Source organism: Polaribacter sp. HaHaR_3_91 (assembly GCF_019278525.1).
Classification (GTDB): domain Bacteria; phylum Bacteroidota; class Bacteroidia; order Flavobacteriales; family Flavobacteriaceae; genus Polaribacter.
The window spans coordinates 3,262,244-3,285,498 of the sequence record NZ_CP058986.1 but is presented as its reverse complement, the minus strand read 5'-3'; the positions used below and the strand labels follow the sequence as shown (position 1 = coordinate 3,285,498).

13 protein-coding genes are annotated in these 23,255 nt (G+C 31.2%); 6 read left to right on the top strand and 7 right to left on the bottom strand.

Annotated elements, in window-relative coordinates; genetic code table 11:
• Window positions 1-27: 27 nt before the first annotated feature.
• The 3 genes from H0I27_RS13860 to H0I27_RS13850 all read right to left on the bottom strand — a co-directional run bounded on the left by H0I27_RS13860 (window position 28) and on the right by H0I27_RS13850 (window position 4,978).
• On the bottom strand, window positions 28-1,146 hold the full coding sequence (locus H0I27_RS13860; protein ID WP_218731219.1) for an adenylate kinase: 1,119 nt from the start codon (window positions 1,144-1,146) through the stop codon (window positions 28-30).
• Between the two features lie 96 nt (window positions 1,147-1,242).
• Entirely contained in the window at window positions 1,243-4,218 is a 2,976-nt protein-coding gene (secDF, locus tag H0I27_RS13855) for a protein translocase subunit SecDF (RefSeq protein ID WP_218731218.1), read from the bottom strand.
• Between the two features lie 157 nt (window positions 4,219-4,375).
• Complete coding sequence (locus H0I27_RS13850) at window positions 4,376-4,978, bottom strand: hypothetical protein (RefSeq protein ID WP_218731217.1); 603 nt, start codon at window positions 4,976-4,978, stop codon at window positions 4,376-4,378.
• 556 nt (window positions 4,979-5,534) lie between these two features.
• Between H0I27_RS13850 and H0I27_RS13845 the strand changes: the two genes are divergently transcribed.
• Entirely contained in the window at window positions 5,535-6,047 is a 513-nt protein-coding gene (locus tag H0I27_RS13845; RefSeq protein ID WP_218731216.1) for a hypothetical protein, read from the top strand.
• 56 nt (window positions 6,048-6,103) lie between these two features.
• Here the strand turns inward: H0I27_RS13845 and recQ are convergent, their stop codons facing one another.
• The 4 genes from recQ to gyrB form a co-directional block, all read right to left on the bottom strand.
• Window positions 6,104-8,215: a DNA helicase RecQ gene (recQ, locus tag H0I27_RS13840; protein WP_218731215.1), complete on the bottom strand. Its 2,112-nt coding sequence runs from the start codon at window positions 8,213-8,215 to the stop codon at window positions 6,104-6,106.
• 268 nt (window positions 8,216-8,483) lie between these two features.
• Window positions 8,484-9,410, bottom strand: coding sequence for a malate dehydrogenase (locus H0I27_RS13835; protein ID WP_218731214.1), 927 nt, complete (start codon window positions 9,408-9,410; stop codon window positions 8,484-8,486).
• A gap of 133 nt (window positions 9,411-9,543) precedes the next feature.
• Complete coding sequence (locus H0I27_RS13830) at window positions 9,544-10,605, bottom strand: DUF6588 family protein (RefSeq protein WP_218731213.1); 1,062 nt, start codon at window positions 10,603-10,605, stop codon at window positions 9,544-9,546.
• 232 nt (window positions 10,606-10,837) lie between these two features.
• Window positions 10,838-12,775: a DNA topoisomerase (ATP-hydrolyzing) subunit B gene (gene gyrB / locus H0I27_RS13825; protein WP_218731212.1), complete on the bottom strand. Its 1,938-nt coding sequence runs from the start codon at window positions 12,773-12,775 to the stop codon at window positions 10,838-10,840.
• A gap of 598 nt (window positions 12,776-13,373) precedes the next feature.
• Here gyrB and H0I27_RS13820 point away from each other — a divergent pair.
• From H0I27_RS13820 to gatB/aspS, 5 genes are all read left to right on the top strand, one after another.
• The gene (locus tag H0I27_RS13820) at window positions 13,374-15,878 is read left to right on the top strand and encodes a TonB-dependent receptor (protein ID WP_218731211.1); all 2,505 of its coding nucleotides are present in this window, start codon (window positions 13,374-13,376) and stop codon (window positions 15,876-15,878) included.
• A gap of 83 nt (window positions 15,879-15,961) precedes the next feature.
• The gene (locus tag H0I27_RS13815) at window positions 15,962-17,725 is read left to right on the top strand and encodes a glycerophosphodiester phosphodiesterase family protein (RefSeq protein WP_218731210.1); all 1,764 of its coding nucleotides are present in this window, start codon (window positions 15,962-15,964) and stop codon (window positions 17,723-17,725) included.
• A gap of 373 nt (window positions 17,726-18,098) precedes the next feature.
• Complete coding sequence (locus H0I27_RS13810; RefSeq protein ID WP_199269151.1) at window positions 18,099-18,365, top strand: hypothetical protein; 267 nt, start codon at window positions 18,099-18,101, stop codon at window positions 18,363-18,365.
• 2 nt (window positions 18,366-18,367) lie between these two features.
• Window positions 18,368-19,768, top strand: coding sequence for an amidase family protein (locus H0I27_RS13805; protein WP_218731209.1), 1,401 nt, complete (start codon window positions 18,368-18,370; stop codon window positions 19,766-19,768).
• Window positions 19,768-23,103: a bifunctional amidotransferase subunit GatB/aspartate--tRNA ligase AspS gene (gene gatB/aspS, locus H0I27_RS13800; RefSeq protein WP_218731208.1), complete on the top strand. Its 3,336-nt coding sequence runs from the start codon at window positions 19,768-19,770 to the stop codon at window positions 23,101-23,103. Before H0I27_RS13805 ends, gatB/aspS begins: the two co-directional genes overlap by 1 nt.
• Window positions 23,104-23,255 lie beyond the last annotated feature (152 nt).

Sequence of the window (23,255 nt, the reverse complement as noted above, 5' to 3'; positions counted from 1 at the left end):
AGTTAAACAATTACACAGTTACACATTTTATAAAGTATCAAATACTTTTGCAATTCTTTGTGTAATTTCTTCAATAGAACCCAAACCATTAACGCCATAGTATTTATTTTGAGCCTCAAAATAATCTTTTAAAACAGCGGTTTTGGTATTGTATTCATTAAAACGGTTTCTAATTTTACTTTCGTCAGTATCATCTGTTCTTCCGCTTGTTTTTCCTCTTTCTAATAAACGAGTTACTAAAGCATCTTCAGGAACTTCTAAAGCTACCATTCCGTTTATTTGTTCACCTTTTTCAGCTAAAAAAGCATCTAATGCTTCTGCTTGAGATTCTGTTCTAGGGAAACCATCAAAAATAAAGCCATTAGCATCAGCTTTTTTTTCAACTTCTGCTTTTAGCATATTTATAGTTACTTCATCCGGAACTAAATCTCCTTCATCCATATATTTTTTAGCTAACAAACCTAATTCAGTTTTATTTTTAATGTTAAAACGGAATACATCTCCTGTAGAGATATGCACCAAGTTGTACATGTCCTTTAAAAAATCTGCTTGTGTTCCTTTCCCTGCACCTGGAGGGCCAAATAATACGATGTTTTTCATTTTAGGTTGTGTTGATAATTGATAAATTGCGGGGTAGTTTCTTCCCAAACCATTATAATCTAATCCGTAACCAACAATAAATTTATCTTCAATTCCTTTTCCGATATAATCGATTGGTAGTTCTTTTCTAAATACGTCTGGTTTAAAAAATAACGTTGCAACTTTTAATTGTTTTAAATTTTTATCTCTAAAGATATTATAAATTTCTTGAAGAGTGTTCCCTGTATCTATAATATCTTCTAATATAATTACAGTTCTTCCTGTTAAATCTTCATTAATACCTACTAATTGTTTTACGTTTTCTGTAGAAGTAGTACCGCTATAAGAAGCTAATTTTACAAAAGAAACCTCACAATCTCCATTAAATTCTCTAACAAAGTCTGCTGCAAATAAAAAGCATCCATTTAAAATTCCTACAAAAATAGGAACTTCTCCTTTAGGTAAGTCTTCTTTTACTTGTACTGCTAATTGCTTTACGATTACTGCAATTTCTTCCTTAGTAATAAAAGGTTTAAAATATAGATCTTGAAGTTTTATAATACTCATTAGATTGTTGTTTTTAATAGCTATTTGTTGAATGAAAAAACCGTTTTTAATCTGATTCACAAATTAAAAACGGTTTTAATATATCTATAAATAAATTTAATTATTTTTTTCTTCTTTTTTAGAAGTATCAAACATAATTGGTGTTGCCACAAATAATGATGAATAAGTACCTACTACTACACCAATAATTAAGGCAAACATAAATCCTTTAATAGAATCTCCTCCAAATAAGAAGATTGCTAACATTACTAATAATGTTGTTAAAGATGTATTTATAGTTCTACCTAAAGTAGAGCTTAATGCTTTGTCTACAACTTCGCTGTATTTCCAATTAGGATGTGTTCCTGTAAATTCTCTAATTCTATCGAAAATAACCACAGTATCATTCAGAGAGTATCCAACTACGGTTAGAATTGCCGCGATAAATGATTGACCTATTTCCATATCAAAAGGCATAAAGCTGTATGTAATAGAGAATACACTTAATACAATTAAAACATCATGGAAAACGGCAGTTACAGCCCCAATAGAGAAAGATACCTTTCTAAAACGTAATAAGATGTATAAGAAAACAACTAATAATGATCCAAATACCGCATATAATGCTGATGTTTTAATATCATCTGCAATAGTTGGCTCTACCTTCATATAACTCATTACACCAGAACCTTCTTTTTCGAAACCTGGTTTAAAGTCTTCATAAGTAGTTGTTCCTAAATAAGATTTTAAACCTGTAAATAATGCACTTTGAACTTGGTCATCTACATCTTGTCCATCTTCATCAATTTTATAAACAGTTGTTATTTTTAATTGACGATCAGAACCGTATGTTTTTACTTCTGGAGCTGTACCAAAAGCATCTTTTAAAGTTGAAGCAACTTCTGTAGCATTCATGCTTTGATCGAAACGAACAACGTAAGAACGTCCTCCTTTAAAATCTACACCTTGCTTTAATCCGATAGAGAAAATAGAAACAATACCTGCAATAATTATAGCACCAGAAACGATGTACGCAATTTTACGTTTTCTTAAGAATTCTATATTTATGTTTTGGAACCATCCTTTAGATATAGAAGTGTTAAATGTTAATTTACCACCTTTATCAATAGATCTGTCAATTAATAAACGAGTAATAAATACCGCTGTAAATAATGACGTTGCAATACCAATCATTAATGTTAAAGCAAAACCTTTAATTGGTCCTGTACCAAAAACATATAAAATAACACCTGTTAAAAGCGTTGTAATATTTGCATCTATAATTGCAGATAAAGCTCCTTTAATAGAGAACCCTTCTTCTACAGATTGTTTTAATCCTTTCTTAATACCTAAACTTTCCTTAATCCTTTCAAAGATAATTACGTTTGCATCTACAGACATACCAATGGTTAAGATAATACCTGCAATACCAGGCAATGTTAACACGGCGTTGAAAGAAGCTAATATTCCGAAGATAAATAAGATGTTTACTGCTAAAGCGATGTCTGCATATAAACCAGCTTTACCGTAGTATAAAATCATCCAAACTAAAACTAATAAAATAGCTAATCCAAAAGATTGAATACTATGATCTATAGATTCTTGCCCTAAAGATGGTCCAACAACTTCTGCTTGAATAATTCTTGCAGCTGCAGGTAATTTACCAGCTTTTAAAACGGTAGCAATATCTTCTGCTTCCGTAATAGTCATACTTCCACCAGAAATAGATGTTCTACCACCAACAATTGCTCCAGGTACAGATGGCGCAGTATATACATAATCATCTAAAACAACAGCAACAAATTTACCAGTATTATCACCAGTTAATTTTTCCCATTGTTTAGATCCAGAACTATTCATAGTCATAGAAACTTCTGGCTTGTTTAATTGGTCAAATACTTGAGAAGCATCTAAAATAACATCACCCTCAATATTCGCTTTACCACTACGGCTTCCTTTAATAGCATATAATCCAATTAGCTCAGTTCCGTCTGTACCTTTGTTTGATTTGTAATCCCATAAGAATTTAACATACTTTAATTCGTTAGGCAATAAAGCTTTTACGTCTTTTCTGCTTAATAAATCATTTACCATAGCAGTATCTAACACTCTAGCTTGTCCTACTAAAGAACTCATTTGTTGTTGAGATTGTGCTACGTTAGGAAATAAATAAGTGAAAAGGTTTTTTTGATTTACATCTGTAGAATCGATTGATTCACCTAATAAATCATCAATATCGTCTGTTTTAGTTGAATCGATTACTTTTTCTGCAGCACTGTTGTCTTTTAAGATTTCAGCAATTTTAGCATTTGCAGTAAAAAAGTAATTCTGAACTTCTGCATTGGTATAAACTTCCCAAAACTGTAATTCTGCTTTACTTGTAATTAAACGAGTAACACGCTCAATATCTTTTGCTCCTGGTAATTCAATTTGAATTCTACCAGAATTTCCAATTCTTTGAATGTTAGGTTGTGTAACACCAAATTTGTCAATTCTACTTCTTAATACTTCAAAAGCAGTACCAATAGAACTGTTAATTTCTTCTTGTAAAGTTTCTTTAACGGTAGCATTTGCTTCGTTAAAAGTAATTTTTTCGCTTAAAGCTTTTGTTCCAAAAATAGAAGGATCACTTAATTTAGTGTCTCCAGCAACTTTTTCAAACTCTTCAAAAAATAAGTCTAAATAAGTAGCATTACTACTTTTTTGAGCTTCATCTGCAGCGTCTAATGCTTGGTTAAAAGCAACGTTTTTAGAGTCGTTAGCTAAGCTTTTTAAAACTTCTTTTACAGATACTTGTAAAATAGCGTTAATACCACCTTTTAAATCTAGACCAAGATTCATTTCTTTGTCTTTTACATCATTGTAGCTGTAAGAGGCAATACCTAAGTTAATAATCTCTTGGTTTGCAACACTGTCTAAGTACTTTCTCTCAAAAGTAGCTTTTTGTCTTGCATCAATATTATCACCTTTGCTCTCAGCGTAAGCTACAGCGTCATCTTCAACCTTAGTGGCTAAAAATGTAAATGATAATTGGTATAAACTTACTATTCCAAAAAGGATAGCAAATAACTTTATAAGTCCTTTGTTTTGCATTTTATAATTATTTTACTGTCTAGGTTTTTAAAAAACGAGCAAATATATAGTTTCTCGTAAAATCTGACAATTATTTTTGTTGATTGTTTTTTGTAATTATGAGTTTGGTACTCATGATTTTAAAGAGGTTATAAAAAAGTGTAAATGATTACATTTTTTATATAAGGAAGCTTCTGGGACCTGCTCTAACTTCTGGTTCGTTGTAAGATGTTTTATCCTTTATAAAAGGATTTGTTTTATGAACTTTATAAGTAGTTTTAAAAAGTTGATTTTCTTTGTTTTGGTCTGCTTTTTTTAGGAAAGCAAATGAATTGTAATTGGTTATTTTGTCTAAATTATATTTAAGTTCTATAACAAAATGAAAATCAGAATTAGAAATGTCAGATTTGTTTGTAATTTCATGAATATCAATATTGTATTTGTAAGAGTTTTCATCTCTTTCTTTTTGATCATGATCTCCATTTAAAACTAACGTATGTTTCTTAGTAAGTTTTTTCTTGATTTTATCAATATGAAAATTACTGTAATAAGAAATTTTTAAAGTTCCGCTGTCTGTTTCATTAATTTTAATATTTGAAACACCAATTTTTAGTAGCTTTTCTTTTACGTCAGCAATGGTACTTTCAATATCTTTTTTGTCAATTTTAACATCAACAAACTCAAGCACTATTTCTTGATTGGGTAAAGTAACCTCTTCATGAAATGCTCCGAAACAAATAAATAGTAAGAATAAAGTACAGATGTACCATTTTGTTCTCATGTGTCAAATATATAAAAAAGATTGCTTTATCGTTCTGTAATAAAGAATCTAATTTAATTTTATTGATAGGAACTTCAACTGATTATAATGTAAATTTCAATACAAGGTAATTGTCATATTTTTATGTGTTTTGTTTACTTGTTTATTACTTTGTTTTCTAGTTTTTTAAAATGTATTAGACCTAATGCTGTGCTTTTGTTTTATTTCTTAGAATAGCATCATTATATTGTTCTGTTCTTATAATGTTTTGAGTTTATTAATTGTGTTTTATTTATGATAACTGGGTTTTGTTTGTGGATTTCTTAATAATTTTAAGATAATTGTGATTATTTGATTGTGTTAATAATTTAAAAGGTTTTATTTATTGATTTGATTGTTGTATAATTTAAGTATGTTTGTTATTATATAGTAACCCCCAAAAATATTATATCAATTGAGTGCTCTTTCCCCTTTAAAGCCTTACTTATTTTCTCGTTTTCTTAAAAAAAATAAGTATAAAGACGCAAGTTATTTTTATAGGTCTTTTTTTAGTATTAAAAATATTAACTACTATTTATTGTTGTTTGAAGAGCTTAAACGAAAGAAGGTAGTTACTACTGAAAATGAAATTTTTTTTACTTCTAAGTTTAAATTCGGTAGTACAATTAGAAGTGTTAAAAGTGGCCTTAAAGATGATTTTCATACTGTTAAAACGCTTTGTGGTACAGTAATTTTATATTCTAAAACTATAATTGGAAGTGACAAAGTTATCTTGGAACTTCATTTTTATAAAAAAAAGTTAGTTCTTTTTAGGTATACTTTTTCTAATATGAATAATAAAAGAAAAATTGAAAGTATCTTAAGGGAAAAATATTTGAATATTGATTCTAATATTTGTTTTTCAGAGTCTGCTATTAATGATTCTCATGGTAATTCTATCTTTGTAGATGATAAGGTTAATTTTTCTGTATTATACTTTTCTTTCAATTTTGAGTTTCATGATTATATTATGAATCTTAAAAAAATAAATGAAGAAAAGATTCTTGCTGAAAAATTAAATTGGAAGGCAGAAATTATGAAAAGGCTTTAATGCTATTCTGTTTTATTGAATAGAAAAACTGGGTGTCTATTTATAGTTTATGGTTGTTATTCATTTTTTAAAATGAGTGTAATACTCAACCTTATTTCCCCATAAGAAACCTCTTCGTTTAGTTTTTCGAAAATGGGTTTCAATGCTACTTTACAGTCTAATTCATTAAAAGCAATTCGTACTTTATCTACAACTTTTGTATCAACAAGTTTTTCTAATTCCACCTCTTTTCCCTCTATATACAATTGAGAAAGATGTGAAAAAATAGTAGTGATAGATAAGTTTCTTTTTTCTGCAATTTCTGAAACATTTAAACCTTCTTGGTATAAATTAAAGGTGTGTTGTATTGTACTAACTTTTCTAGCTTTTGCCACGCTTTTGAATTTACGAATTACGCTCATAAATTCTTCTCCATATTTTTCCATTTTGTTCATCCCAACTCCAGAAATAGCTAAAAATTCATTTTCGGTTGTTGGTAGTTCACTTGCCATTAATTTTAATGTTTTGTCATTAAAAATGATGTATGCAGGCATGTTTTCTTCTTTAGCAATGGTGTATCTTATCTTTTTAAGTTCTGTAAGTAAGTCTTTATTTGCTTCACTTCCAATAGTTGCTTTTACAGTTTTTGTTTTCTTCTTTTTATCATCTGAAGTTAGAGGTGTTGTTAGTCGTATTGTTTTTTCTCCTTTTAAAACTTTCCACCCGATGGGTGATATTTTTAAAGCAGAATTTTCGCTATACATGATTTCTATCAAACCTTGGTTTGCCATTTGAATTACATAATCTCGCCAATCAAAAAAACTAACATCTTTTCCTATTCCGTATGTTTTTAGATTATAATACTGTTTGGAATGGATATCTGCATTGTTACTTCCTCTTAAGACATTAATTAACATGGTTATTCCGTCTTTTTCTTTCATTCTTGCAATTCCAGAAAGTGCTTTTTGAGTTATAACAGTGCCTTCAAAATCTTTAGGAGGATTTTCGCAAACATCACAATTGCCACAATTTTCTGTGAGATGCTCTCCAAAATAAGATAATAATATTTTTCTTCTACATGATTTAGCTTCTGCAAATTGAAGCATTCTGTTTAATTTTTCTTTTTGCATATCGCTATTTGCACCACCATCTGCAAATTGGCTGTATAATACAAAATCTCTCATGTTGTAGTAGAGGATAGTTTCTGATGGCAATCCGTCTCTTCCTGCTCTTCCTATTTCTTGATAATAACCTTCTAAGTTTTTTGGTAAATTATAATGAATTACAAAACGAACATTCGATTTGTCAATCCCCATTCCAAAGGCAATCGTAGCTACAATTATTTTAGTATCGTCATTTATAAAATCAGTTTGTGTTTTTTCTCTTTCTTCATTATTCATTCCCGCATGATAAAATGCTACAGAATGACCTCTTTGCTTAAGATGACTCGCTACTTCTTCGGTGTTTTTTCTACTTAAACAGTAAATAATACCACTTTGTTCTTTTCGTCGTTCTATAAAACTGCCGATTTCTTGTAGCTTTCTCTGTTTTGGAACCTGACCTCTAACTTCTATACTTAAGTTTTTTCGATCAAAAGAAGAGATAAATAATTTAGAGTTTGTTAAGCCCAATTGTTCTTCAATGTCTTTTCTTGCAGATTTATCCGCAGTAGCGGTTAAAGCCATAAAAGGTACTTGCGGTAAAGAGCTTCTAAAGACTTTTAGTTGTGTATACTCAGGTCTAAAATCGTGTCCCCACATACTAACACAATGTGCTTCATCAATAGCAACTAATTTTATGTTTAATTCTTTTAGCCAAGTATTGCTTACGGATATTAATTTTTCTGGAGATAAATACAATAATTGTAACTCTCCATTTATTGCTCTACCAATTACATCGTTTTCTTCTTGCGGAGAAATGGAACTATTAAAAAAATCTGCTTTTATTCCGTTAGCTTTTAAAGCTTGTACCTGGTCTTTCATTAATGAAATAAGCGGAGAAACTACAATTGTAATTCCATCAAAAAGTAATGCTGGAATTTGGAAACAGATAGATTTTCCACCTCCTGTTGGCATTAATACAAAACTATCTTTTCCTTCTATGGTTCTGTCTATGATTTCTTCTTGTAAAGGACGAAAATTCTCGTAACCGTATATGTTTTTTAAAAGAGTATGTGTTTGCTTTTTCACTTTTTCAATAATTAGAATGCAAAGATACGTGTTATCTGTAAATCTATAAGAAGATTGATTATTGATGTTTTAAGTACGGTATAAATCTTTGAAATTATTATGGTTTTAGAAAAAGTATACAGACTAAGTTTAATGCAATAGGAGTGGAGTTTTTTATTTTGATAAACGCTGTGTCTAACAAATAGTGAAGTATAAAAAAAGCCTCAAAGAAAATGTCTTTGAGGCTTTAAATATTAAATGCGGTGTTAGATAAAATCTATTAATAGATTTATAATTCTAATAAACCGTTAGTTGCTTTAACACCTTTTGCAGATTCTGCTAATTTTGCTTTTTCAGCATCTGTTAAGCTAATTTCAACAATTTTTTCAATTCCGTTAGCACCTAATACGCAAGGTACACCAATTGATAAATCGCTTAAACCAAATTCACCTTCTAATAAAGCAGAACAAGGGAATATTTTTTTAGTATCACAGGCAATTGCTTGTACCATTGCAGAAACTGCTGCACCAGGAGCATACCAAGCAGAAGTACCTAATAAACCAGTTAAGGTTGCGCCACCAACTTTAGTGTCTTGTACAATTTTATCCATACGTTCTTCAGATAAAAATTCTGAAACAACAACACTATTTCTTGCTGCTTTTCCTATTAATGGCACCATACCAGTATCTGAGTGACCACCAATTACCATACCGTCAACATCAGAGATAGGAGCACCTAGAGCTTCTGCTAATCTGTATTTAAAACGAGCAGAATCTAAAGCACCACCCATTCCAATAATTTTATTCTTTGGTAACCCAGTAGTTTTGTGAACTAAATAGGTCATAGTATCCATAGGATTAGAAACTACAATAATAATTGTGTTTGGAGAGTGTTCAATTAAATTAGCTGAAACTGTTTTTACAATTCCTGCATTGATACCAATTAATTCTTCACGAGTCATTCCTGGTTTACGTGGAATACCTGAGGTAATTACACAAACATCAGAATTAGCTGTTTTAGAATAGTCGTTTGTACTTCCTGTAATTTTTGTATCAAAACTGTTTAAAGAAGCCGTTTGCATTAAATCCATTGCTTTACCTTCTGCAAAACCTTCTTTAATGTCTAAAATAACAACTTCGGATGCAAAATCCTTAATTGCGATGTATTCTGCACAACTTGCGCCTACTGCACCTGCTCCTACTACTGAAACTTTCATATATATAATTTTTAAGATTTATAATGTATTTGATCTCTAACAAAAGTACGAAAATTACTTAAGGTTTTAGTTCTAAAAAAGTAAAAAGACACCCTATAAAAGTGTCTTTTTACGAAAAGGATTTCGACTCTTTTTATCTAAAACTAAATGCAATACCTGCATTTACTGTGTTGTATTCTTGTAGTGTGTAACTTCCAAAAATCTTAAAGAATCCTAAGCTTAATCTTGCTCCAATTGTAGATGTTAATCCGCTAACTTTGTAGTTTAAGTTTAAAGGGTCAATAAGTGTTTTTCTGTATGTTTGACCAAGCCCTCCTGAATATTCTAATTCGTAAGTTCCGTTTATGTTTAAAGAAGAAGAACCGCTAACGTATCCAATACCACCATAAACATTTATAAAAGGAAAATTTAATGAAGCTAAAGCTTGCACTGTGTAAGAGTCTAATTTTAATTCGCCTAAACCGTCGGTTATAGTAACTCCGTTTTCGCTTGGGTCGTCTATGACACTTGTAACGGTCATGTTTGTAAAAGCACCCATTATTGAAACATGAAGAGGTAATTTATCTAAAGGGCCAAACCAGTCTGTAATTTCTTTTTTAATACCTAAACCAAATAATTTTCCTTTTGCATCATCGCTACCTACTTCAGGTACAACACGTACAGTTGCTTCAAATTGATAAGGTAGACCTAAACTTATTTGTACAGAGGGAGTTGGTGCTGCGTTTAAAGGTAAATCGTCTCCAAAACCATCTGGCATTGTAAAGTTTCTCACTAATTCTGGGTGGATACCATTGTTTATAGTGGGGTCTGAGTTTGCGGGTATCGTTACCTCAAAACCATTTTGTAAAGCACTATCATTACTCCCTAAAACGGTAGGAGAAGTAATTGGGTTTTTTGTGATTTTGTCGGATAAGTTTAATGAATTTACATTAAAAATTTCTTTATCAGATGGAATAAGGGAAAGATTAGCGCCTATGGTGATATCAAAACCTAGTGTTTTGTGAACTTTTGCAGTATGAAACCAGCCACTGCTCATTCCGTAGATAAAGCCTTCTGCTGCCGGTTTTAAATAAGCCTCTGTAAGTAGGTTTGCGTCTGAAATATCGGCAAAAAGAATGTTTTCTAAACCATCTTGTGCTTTTGCGTTAAATGTAAATGTAAATACGCAGGTAAAAATTAAAATGCTTTTTTTCATTGGTTGTGGCTTTGTTTATAAATGGTTAAAGTTCTGTTAAAGTCATTGCTAAAATAAATAAAATTATCAATAAACAAAGGTTACTGATATTTTAATACTTCAAAAAGGGGAAAAATACTTATAGATGAGTATGTGTAAAACATATGAAATATGAGTGTTTTGCAGTCAAAAAAAAATACACATTCCTAATTGTTAGAAATGTGTATTTTATAAACTTATTTAGATGGAAGCTTTATACGTCTATGTTTGCGTATTTAGCATTTCTTTCTATAAAATCTCTACGTGGTGGTACTTCGTCTCCCATTAACATAGAGAAAACTCTGTCTGCCTCAGTTGCGTTATCTATAACAACTTTACGTAACGTTCTAAATTCAGGATTCATTGTAGTGTCCCAAAGTTGGTCTGCGTTCATCTCCCCAAGACCTTTATAACGTTGTATACTTACAGAACCGCCCATGTTTTGTGCAATGATATCACGTTGATTGTCATCCCAAGCATATTCTCTTTTCTGACCTTTTTTAACTAAATATAAAGGAGGAGTAGCAATGTAAATATAACCTTGCTCTACCATTGCTCTCATGTATCTAAAAAAGAACGTTAATATTAAGGTAGCAATATGCGAACCATCTACATCGGCATCACACATAATAACTACTTTATGGTAACGAACTTTAGATAAGTTTAAAGCTCTTGGGTCTTCTTCTGTACCAATAGAAACACCTAAAGCGGTAAACATGTTTTTGATTTCTTCGTTTTCAAAAACTTTATGTTGCATTGCTTTTTCCACGTTCAAAATCTTTCCACGTAGTGGTAAAATTGCTTGAAAGTTTCTATCTCTACCTTGTTTTGCTGTTCCACCCGCCGAATCTCCCTCAACTAAGAAAATTTCACATTGTGCTGGGTCGGTTTCTGAACAGTCAGATAATTTACCAGGTAAACCACCAATAGACATTACCGTTTTACGTTGTACCATTTCTCTGGCTTTACGTGCTGCGTGTCTAGCGGTTGCTGCTAAAATTACTTTTTGAACAATTGTTTTTGCGTCGTTAGGATTTTCCTCTAAATAATCAGTTAACATTTCTGAAACTGCTTGAGATACAGCAGAAGTAACTTCTCTGTTTCCTAATTTTGTTTTTGTTTGTCCTTCAAATTGTGGTTCTGCAACTTTTACAGAAACGATTGCTGTTAGTCCTTCACGGAAATCATCTCCAGCAATTTCGAATTTTACATTTTTAAGTAGTCCAGATTCATCTGCATACTTTTTTAACGTACTTGTTAAACCACGTCTAAAACCAGATAAATGTGTTCCTCCTTCGTGCGTATTAATGTTATTTACATAAGAGTGTAAATTTTCTGCATAAGAGGTGTTGTAAACCATGGCAACTTCAACAGGGATTCCGTTTTTTTCACCCTCCATTGCAATAACATTGGCAGTTAATTGCTCTCTGGTAGAATCTAAATATCTAATAAATTCTGGTAAACCTTCATCAGAATGAAAAACTTCAGAAATAAAGTTTCCTTCATCATCTGTACTACGTTTATCTGTTAGGGTAATTGTAATTCCTTTATTCAAGAAAGCCAATTCACGCATACGAGTTGCTAACGTATCGTAATTATATTCTGTAGTTTGTTTAAAGATAGATTTGTCTGGTAAAAAGGTAACAATTGTACCTGTAAAATCTGTTTCTCCAATCGTTTTAACTGGATATAATGCTTTACCTTGAGAATATTCTTGTCTCCAAACTTTTCCTTCTTTATGAACCGTGGCTACTAAAAGGTCAGAAAGTGCGTTCACACAAGAAACACCAACACCGTGTAAACCACCAGAAACTTTATAAGAATCTTTGTCGAATTTACCACCAGCACCAATCTTTGTCATTACTACTTGTAGTGCAGAAACGCCTTCTTTTTGGTGAATTCCAACAGGAATTCCACGTCCATTATCTTTAGTAGTAATAGAATTGTCTTCATTTATTGTAACATCAATTGTATCACAATAACCACCCATTGCTTCATCAATAGAATTATCTACAACTTCATATACTAAATGGTGTAAACCACGTATACCTACGTCTCCAATATACATGGAAGGACGCATTCTAACATGCTCCATTCCTTCCAGTGCCTGAATACTGGAAGCATCATATTCTTTTTTAATTTCTTCGCTCATTATATAAAAGTAAATTAATGTTTTTTAGATTGATGAAATTCAGCTTCGAAAAGTGAAATTCATAATCTCAAATTTACAATTTATAAAGTATTTTTAAAAGCTTTTTAGTGATTTTAGCTTAAAATTATCAACATTTATTAATTTCATAAAAGTGCTTTAAATCGCTTAAAAATGATGTTAAATTAAAATTTGATGTTTTTTGTTTTAACATCAAATTTAGAAAATTTTAAAATCGCTTAAAACTTTTGTTTTAAAAACACAAAATAGCAGACATTCTTCGTTTGAAGGAATATTAGTGTGATATTAAGGTGTTATGGATGTGTGTAAGTTAAGTTTATGATTCTTGGTTTAAAGTAGCTTATTCTACTGTTAAATTGATTAATAATTTATAAATCAGTAATTAATCTAAAAGTTTTTTTTCTGATAAAGGCAAACAATATTAATATTCTGAAACCTTGGTGTTATTGTTTTGTAAATTATCTGTATAGAATAGGTTCTAATGATTAAAAAAGTAACGTTTGTATGATTTTAAGTTAATAAGAGTCTCGGTTTACGATGATAAATTTGTGATTCAAATTAATTATAAACTCATAAAACAATGTTTTCAAAAATTGTACTTACATTTTTAACACTTTTTAGTTTAATTAGTATAAATGCCCAAGATATAGGTGTCCTAAAAGGAACTATTACTACAGAACAAGGAGAGCCTATAATGGGAGCAAATGTGCATATTAAAAAAATAGCTAAAGGAACAACTTCAGATGAAAATGGAGAATTTATATTAGAAAAAATTGCAAATGCCTCTTACGTTGTTGAGGTTTCATATTTAGGGTACAATACAATTATTAAAAATGTAGTTATTAATAAGGTAGAAACTATTCAAAACTTTGTTTTAAAAGAAAGTGCTTATCAGTTAGAAGGTGTTGTGGTAACATCTCAAAAAAGAGAACAAAAAAATAAAGATGTGCCTATTGCAATTACCTCTTACGGAACAGATTTTTTAGAAAATCAAGGAACGTTTGAATATGATGCTTTATCGGAATATGTACCAGGTTTTCAAGTGCAAATCCAGAGTGTTAATAATCCAGGGATTGTGGTTAGAGGAATTACAAGTGATAGTGGAGATTCTAGAGTAGAACCAAGGGTTTCTATTTTTCAAGATGGAGTTTCAATTAGTAAATCTAGAGGTTCTGTGGTTGAATTATACGATATAGAACGTGTAGAAGTTTTAAAAGGACCTCAAGGAACATTGTTTGGTAGAGGTGCTCAAATTGGTGCAATGCATATCATTCAAAATAAAGCAAAAAATGAAACGTCTGGTGCTGTAAAATTAGGGTATGGCAACTTTAATCAGTTTTTGGCAACAGGACATTATAATGCTCCTTTAGTAGACGATAAATTATTTTTTAGAGCTGCTGCAATTTATAATAAAAGAGATGGTTATATCGAAAACCTTTCTGGTGGAGATTTAAACGGAAAAGAAACTGTTGCTTTTAGAACCTCATTTAGATATTTATTAAATGATGATACTACTTTAGATGTAATTGCAAACTGGCAACAAGATACACCTCCGGGAACTTCTTTTAAAAGTGGGACTTATGCACCATTAGGTGGAGATACAAACCCAAATACTTTTGCAGATTTAGAAAGAGGAGAAGAGTTAGGTTTGGATAGAACTGTTTGGGGTGTTACTGCAATTTTAAAACATGATTTAAATGATGTTTGGGATGTTACTGCTACTTCTGCGTATAGAAAATTTAATTCTGATGAAGCTTTTGATGCAGACGGAACTGCAGCTCCTGCTTTATTTTTTCATGAGATATCAGAAGGGAAGCAATTTAGTCAAGAGGTTAGGTTTAACTTTGATACTGATGATAAATTTAGAGGGTTTTTTGGAGGAAATTTCTTTTACGAAAAAGGATCACAAAGAGTGCCTTGGGAATATAATGAGCAAAGTGTAGCAATGTTATTTTTAAATCCGGAAGCTTTATTAATTAGTGGTGTACCAACATTATTACCAAATATACCAAACGATCCAGCTACTTTTGGACCACTTGCAGGTGCTCCGTTAAATTCTTTTAATACTGAATCAAATACTAATTTTGGAGAAAATTATTCTGGAGATGTTTTTGCTGATGCTTCTTATGATTTCACTGATAAATTATCTGTTACTTTAGGATTAAGAGCTACTTGGGAAAACATTAATGCAGGGTATCAAGTAACAGATTCAGAAACCCCTTCTGTTTTAGGACACTTATTAGGTAGTTATCCAAATGTGTTGTTTGCATCAACAAACGGAGAAAAAATAGAAGCTAGTGAAAACTTTTTGTCAGCTGTTGGGCGTTTTGCCTTAAATTATGATGTAAATGATAATATTACATTATTTGGTACGGCAGCTCGAGGGAGAAGGCCAAATGTTATTAATGTAACGGCAACAGAAACAAATGTATTATCAGATGAGACAGTTTGGTCTTATGAGGTAGGTGCAAAATCATTGTTTTTAAATAATAAATTACAATTTGATGTAAATGCGTATGTGTATGAGTATTCAAATTTTCAAACAACTATTTCTAAATTTGAAGATGGAGTCCTAACAGCAACGCCAGAAGATAGTGGAAGTGCAAGTTCTTTTGGTTTTGAAACGGCTATGCAATATGCGTTTTCAAAGACATCAAGCTTTTTTGCAAATTATAGTTATATAGATGCTTCTTTTGATGACGAAGACTCTAATGGAAATGCTCAAGCTTTAGCAGGAAATACATTTAGATTAACACCTAAGAATTCCTTTTCTGCAGGATTTAATATCAACATAGATGCAACTAAAAACTTAAGCTACTTTTTTAGACCTACTTATACATATAAGTCTAAAGTATTTTTTGAAGAAACAAATTTACCAGATATTTCTCAAGATGGGTACGGGATCTTAAATTTTAAAACAGGTCTTGTAATTAACAAAGATTACGAGCTTACTTTTTTTATGAACAATGCTTTAGATAAAGAGTTTATTGTTGATGCAGGTAATACAGGTGGTGCTTTTGGTATACCAACTTTTATTGCTGGGGCACCAAGATTTTTTGGAGTACAAGTAAAAGCGAACTTTTAAGAACGCTTATAATTCATTAGAAAAGCTATCTAAATGTATTTTAACAAACATTTTAGATAGCTTTTTTTTAAACACAATTTATTATGCAAAAAACATTTTTAACTTCGCTTTTATTAATAGCCTTTAATTTTACAGTTTTAGGTCAAGAAGTAAAAACGATTATGACAATTGAAAGTATTGTAAAAAAGAAAGAGGATAGTAATAAAAACATCAAACCCAATAATGATGCTAGAATTATTTGGGCTGATAATTATAAAAATAAACAATCTGATATTGCATTTGTCTATTTGCATGGTTTTGGAGCAAGTGGTAGGGAAGGAGAGCCTATATTAAGTATGCTTTCTAAAAAATACAACGCAAATGTTTATGTGTCTCGTTTAAAAGAACATGGTATACAAAGAGATGATAGTTTTAAGAAGTTAACTCCAGAAAACTATATAGAAACAGCAAAAGAAGCTTTGTCCATCGGTAAAATAATTGGTAAGAAAGTAGTTTTGGTAAGTACATCTACTGGTGGAACTTTAAGTTTAAAACTAGCTTCGGAAGATACTTCTATTTTAGGTTTGGTAATGTATTCTCCGTTTATCGGACTTAAAAATCCTGCATTTGCAGCCATTACAACTCCAGAAGGAAAAGCCGGATTTATAAAAATGAACGGTAGTGAAATTACAAAGCAGAAAAGACCTGAAGAAGAAGCTAAATATTGGTCTACTACGTATCATGTTAACGGTTACGAGGCTTTAATAAAAATGTTATTAGATAATATGAAGCCAGCAACTTTTGCTAAAGTTAAAGTTCCTGTATTTGTTGGTTATTATTATAAGAATGAAGAAGAACAAGATCAAGTGGTTTCTGTTGGGGCAATTTTAAAAATGTATGATGGTTTAGGGACTCCTGCGGATAAAAAAACAAAAGTTGCTTTTCCAGAAGCAGGAAACCATGTAATTGCATGCGATTTAAGATCTAACGATTGGCAAGGTGTTTATAACGAAACAGTAACTTTTATTGATGAGGTAATTTTAGAGAAAGAACAAAAGTTTGAGTTTGATTTACAGGGTCATCGTGGAGCGAGAGGTTTGTCACCAGAAAACACAATTCAGGCTTTTGAAAAAGCATTAGAATTAGGTGTAAATACGTTGGAATTAGATGTTGTAATTAGTAAAGATAACAAAGTGGTTGTTTCTCATGAGCCTTGGTTAAATGAAGAAGTTACTTTAGATGCTAAAGGAAATAAGATTTCTAAAGAAAGCGCATTGGTTTTTAATATGTATAAAAATAAATACAAGAAAATTAAAAGTTATGATGTTGGTTCTATTGGAAATCCTAAGTTTTTAGAGCAGAAAAAAGAGAAAGCTTACAAACCATTGTTGTCTGAGGTAATTGATTTTGCCCAAGCTAAAAATGAGGAGATTCGTTATAATATTGAAATAAAAAGTACGCCTGATGACGAAAAAAGAGAATTTCAACCTGCTGTTGCTAAATTTTCTGACCTTGTTATAGCGGAATTGATAAAAGCCAAAATTCCTAAAAATAAAATAACGGTTCAAAGTTTTGATCCTCGTATTTTAGAATACATTCATAAGAAATACCCTGAGTTTATATTGGCGTTTTTAACGTATCAAAATGATTTTGAAACGAATATGAAGATGTTAAGTTTTGTGCCAGAAATTTACAGTCCGTATTTTGCTTTATTGAATAAAGATGAGGTAAAAACGATTCAAAATAAAAATATGAAAGTAATTCCTTGGACGGTCAATAAAAAAGAGGACATGGTAAACCTACTAAAAATGGGTGTAGATGGAATTATTACCGATTATCCAAATATTGCAATTCCTTTAAGAAAGTAAGTTTTTTTATTAAAAATAGTAAAATCCCCCAATTTTTCCGCTGAATTTATAAGGAACCTGCTATTTAATTAGTAGGTTTCTTGTAAATAAACTTTGATATTTTGTTATATCAATAAATAAACAACGATATTTTATAAATTCTGCAACAGCTATATAAAATCTTAAAAAAGAAGATTATAAACGACATTTTCTCTATATATTTGACATCAATAACGTTACAATGATAAATAATAATAACAATCGTAATTTCAATAATCCTAATTGTTAGGGTAGGGAGGTTGTTGTTTATAGATATATACATAAAGCCTTCCTAATCGGAAGGCTTTTTTCATGTTCTGAACTGGTTTCAGAATCTTAATTAAAAAATAAAGAAATGAGCAAAATAATGACGGTAGACATTTTGTCTAGTATTAAAGGAGCAGAGCCATCGGAATCGGTGAATCAATTATTTGAGGTAATTAAAAATGCAAATACATCAGATACTAACGTTAATACCAATCATAACAATGCTGTAACTTTAGATGATTTAAGAGAAGATGTTGTTATTGATAGTCCGCAAGCGGAAAAACAAATCATCATCGAAAACTTCCCGAAAGAGAAAAACGGATTTTTAGTAGTTTCTAAAGTGATAGAAGAATAATTATGGAATCGCAAATACGTAAAATTCATCAGCAATTGGTGAACAAAGAAATTTCGTGTACAAAATTAGTGCAAGAAAGATTAGATTTATTAAAATCGAACACCCACAATACCGTCAATTCACTTTTAGATACTTTAGCGTTAGAATTGGCTGCAAAAGTAGATGCTAAAATTGCAGACGGACAAGAAATTGGTTTGTTAGAGGGAATTCCATTCGGAATTAAAGATGTGTACATGGTACAAGGAACTTTAACAACGGCAAGTTCAGATTTATTAAAAAAATACAAATCACCATATACAGCAACTGCTATTCAGAAATTATTTGATGCAGGTGCCATTCCTTTAGTAAAAGAAAATTGTGATTCTTTTGGTCATGGTTCTTCTTCTGAAAATACCATTTTCGGAGCTGTTAAAAATGCGATTAATACAGGGTTGGTTTCTGGAGGTTCAAGTGGAGGTTCTGCAGTAAATGTAGCCAAAGACTTTACGGTATTTTCAATTGGTGGAGACACAGGAGGTTCTGTTCGTCAACCGGCAGGTTACAATAAAATATACGGATTAAAACCAACCTACGGAAGAATTTCTAGATTCGGATTAATGGCATACGCGTCGTCTACAGATTGTGTTGGGCCCATTGCAAAATCTATCGAAGATATTAGAATTGTTTTAAACGTGATGAGTGGTAAAGATATTAAAGATCTAACTACGTACCCATCAGAAGCAATATCCGAAGAAACTATTTTAAATGCTGATGGAATTAAAACTGTTGGGTATTTTAAAAATTTCATTGAAAATGATGCAATTGATGCGCAAGTAAAAGCAGATTTTTTATCAGCCATCAAAAAAATAAAAGCCAAAGGAATTGAGGTGAGAGAATTAGATTTCTTTGAATCTGATACCTTAGTTTCTACATACTATACATTAGCAATGGCAGAAACAGCATCGAATCTTTCTAGATTAGATGGTACCAATTACGGAAACAGAATAGAAGGCGATACTTTAAAAGATACGTATTCTATAACACGATCGGAAAATTTCTCTGAAGAATCTAAACGTAGAATAGTTGGTGGAAATCAAGTGTTATCGCAAGGTTTTTCTGATGAAATCTATTTAAAAGGATTAAATGTTAGAGATCAAATTGTAGCTAATTTTGAAAAAGATTTTAAAGAGGTAGATATTATTTTATCACCAGTAACGCCTAATTCTCCTCCAAAAATTGGAGATAGTTTAAGCGATCCTTTAGCGATGTATTTATCGGATGCGTATACCGTTGGTTTTAGTTTAGGTCAATTACCAACATTAACAGTGCCACAAGGAACAGAAACGGGATTACAAATTACGGCAGCAAAAAATAATGACGAACTTGTTTTGAAGTTTGCTAACTTCTTAAAAGATACGATATAATGGAACTGGAACAATTAAATGAGCTTATTAAAAAGCACGACTTAGAGTTAGTAATCGGTATTGAAACTCACGTTCGATTAAATACAAAAACAAAGTTATTCTGTTCTTGTGCAAATCAAGAAATAGAACAACCAAATCAGAATATATGTTCGGTTTGTACCGGACAAATGGGCGTTTTACCTTCTATTAATAAAGAAGCAATTACAAAGGCTATTTACTTCGGTAAAGCTGTTAATTCATCTTTTTCAAACGAGATTATCTCGTGGGATCGTAAACATTACGAATACCCAGATAACCCAAAGAACATACAAATTACACAGTTTCACAATCCTGTAATTCCAGACGGACAAGTTTCTTGTTATAGAAATGATGGTTCGCAATTTACAGTAAGTTTAACGCAGGTTCATATTGAGGAAGATGCTGCAAAATTGATGCACGAAAAGAAAATTTCTTTAGTCGATTTTAACAAAGCAGGTGTTCCGTTAATCGAGATTGTAACAGATCCTTGTATTCGTCATATAGAAGATGCATCTACATATGCACAATACATTCAAAGAATTGTTCAGAATTTAAAAATATCTGAAGCAAATCTAGAAAAAGGTGAGTTTAAATCGGATGTTTCTGTATCGCTTCGTAAAAAACATACCTACGATTTAAACCCAAGAACAGAAATCAAAAACTTAAATTCTTTTAAGTTTATGGTAGATGCTTTAAAGGAAGAAATTGAAAAGCAATTAAGCTATTATGTAGAAAATAAAGCATTTAGACCAGACCAAACAACTGTTTTATGGGATGCAGATTTAAAGCAAACCAAAACAATGCGTAAAAAGGAATTTGAAGCAGATTATCGTTTTATTTCTGAACCAGATTTACCTTTTGTAAACATCAAAAAAGTTGTAGATAGTATACATGTTGATATTAGTTCTTTGCCTTTTGCAGTAGAATCTATTTTGATAAAAGGTGGCGTTTTACCACAAGATGCTAAGTTTTTTACAGCAGATTCTTTACGTTCAGAAGTTTTTGTTGCGATCAATAATAAAATAAATGACGCTTCTTTTGTTGCCAAAACATTGGTAAATAATATTGGAGCAGATGAGTATAAGAATATTCATAGTGTGGATCAGTTAATTGAAATTTTTCAATTATTTAAAGAAGATAAAATAACGTCTGTTTTAGTGCAAAACGGAATTACATCTTATTTAAAAGATAGAACTTTCGATTATAAAAAGTACTTTGAAGACAATACCATTTCTGAAGATAAAATTAAAGCTGCCGTTGCAAAAGTAGTTTCAGAAAATGAAGCAACTGCAAACGATATTAAAGCAGGAAACCAAGGGAAAGCAGGTATTCTTGTTGGTAAAGTTATTGGTATTATTGGTAAAGGCGCTTCAGGGAAAGTAATTCGTCAAGAAATATTAAATGCTTGTTCTGCGGATGCTAAAACGACAAAGAGTGCAGCTGTAGCTGATGAGTTAAAAGCAACTAGTGACCAGCCAAAGGCAAAAATAGAAGAAGAAACGTTACCTCAAGTTCCTATTATTATAAAAGAGGAATACAGAACACATAAAATTTCTCAAATATCAGAAGATTCAATTAATGATGAGGTTACTTTATCGGGTTGGGTTTCTAGTGTTAGAGATCATGGTGAATTAATTTTTATTGATTTACGCGATTCTAGCAATCAAGTTTTTCAAGTACGTTTAAGTAGAGAAACATTTCCTAATTTAGATGAGCTTGTAAAATTAAAATCAGAATCTGTTATTTCTGTAACCGGAATTGTGGTGCAGCGTAAAGAAGATGATTATAATGCAGGTTTAAGAACCGGTAAGTTAGAATTAGAAACGTCTGCTTTAGATATTTTAAACTTATCTAAAACGCTTCCTTTTGAAATAAAAAGAGCAATGAAATCGAACGAGAATGTTCGTTTTCAATATAAGTTTTTAGATCATAGAAACGATGAGGTTCGTAAAGCAATTGTAAACCGTCATAGAGTAATCAAGCTAATGCGTGATATCTTAGATGAAGAAGAGTTTTTAGAAATTGAAACGCCTATTTTAACTGCAGGTACAGACGAAGGAGCAAGAGAATTTATTGTGCCAACAAGAAAACAAGCAGGTTCTTTTTATACGTTACCACAAGCGCCACAACAATTTAAGCAAATGTTGATGGTAGGTGGTTTTGAAAAATATTTTCAAATAGCACGTTGTTTTAGAGATGAAGATTCTCGTGGAGATAGACAACCAGAATTTACACAATTAGATATAGAAATTGCGTACGCAAGTATGCAGCAAATAATCGATTTAAACACCAAAATGTTTAATGAAATTGTGAAGAAAATCTACGGTAAAAAATGGACTTTACGTCCGTTTGAAGTAATTACGTATAAAAACGCGATGGATAAATATGGTTGTGATAGACCAGATTTACGTTATGGCTTACAAATGCAAGACATTACGGATATTGTAAAAGATACCACATTCCAAGTTTTTAGCAAACCAATTGAAGACGGCGGAATTGTAAAATGTATTAAAGTTTCTGTAGCAGAGCAAGGAAACAAACGTATGTCTAAAGGACAAATAGAAAATTTAACGGCCATTGCACAACAAAATGGTTTAGGTGGTTTGGCTTATATTATTGTAAATGAAAATGATTTACAATCGCCAATTATTAAGTTTTTAGGAGAAGAAATTGCAGCCAATATTATTAAAGCTACAGATGCACAAGTTGGTGATATTGTATTTTTCTCAGCAGCAGATTATGCAACTGCTAACAAAGCGTTAGATGCTGTTCGTCAAGAAATGGGACGTATTTTAAAGTTGATAAACCCGAAAGAATTAAGACCAGCTTGGGTTGTAGATTTTCCAATGTTTGAAAAAACAGATGAAGGAAGATGGACATTTACACACAATCCTTTTTCTATGCCAGCAATCTATGACTTAGAAAAGCACATGACTGGAGAAGGAGAAGAAATAGGAACCATTATAGCGCAACAATACGATTTAATCTTAAACGGTTACGAGATTGGTGGAGGTTCTGTTCGTGCTCACAAAGCAGAAATTTTAGAAGCAACCTATAAAAATATGGGTTACAATAAAGAAGAAATGATGAAAAGTGTTGGCACGATGTACAAAGCTTTTCAGTATGGAGCACCTCCTCACGGAGGAATTGCTTGGGGAGTAGATCGTTTAATGATGATTTTAGAAAAGAAAGCTTCTATTAGAGAGGTAATGGCTTTCCCTAAAACAGGTTCATCAGAAGATTTATTGTTTAATGCACCTTCAATTTTATCTGATAAAAAAGTAGAAGAGATGAATGTTAGAATTATTAGGAAATAGTCTTTTAAGAATTCTTTAAAATATAAAAATCTCGCGAAAGCGAGATTTTTTTGTTATTATTATTTAATTAAGAATGATGGGATATTAAGTGTTTGTTAACCATTTTTTTTATGAGAATAGTTTAAAAATATTTGTTATTGCTCATTTTCAAC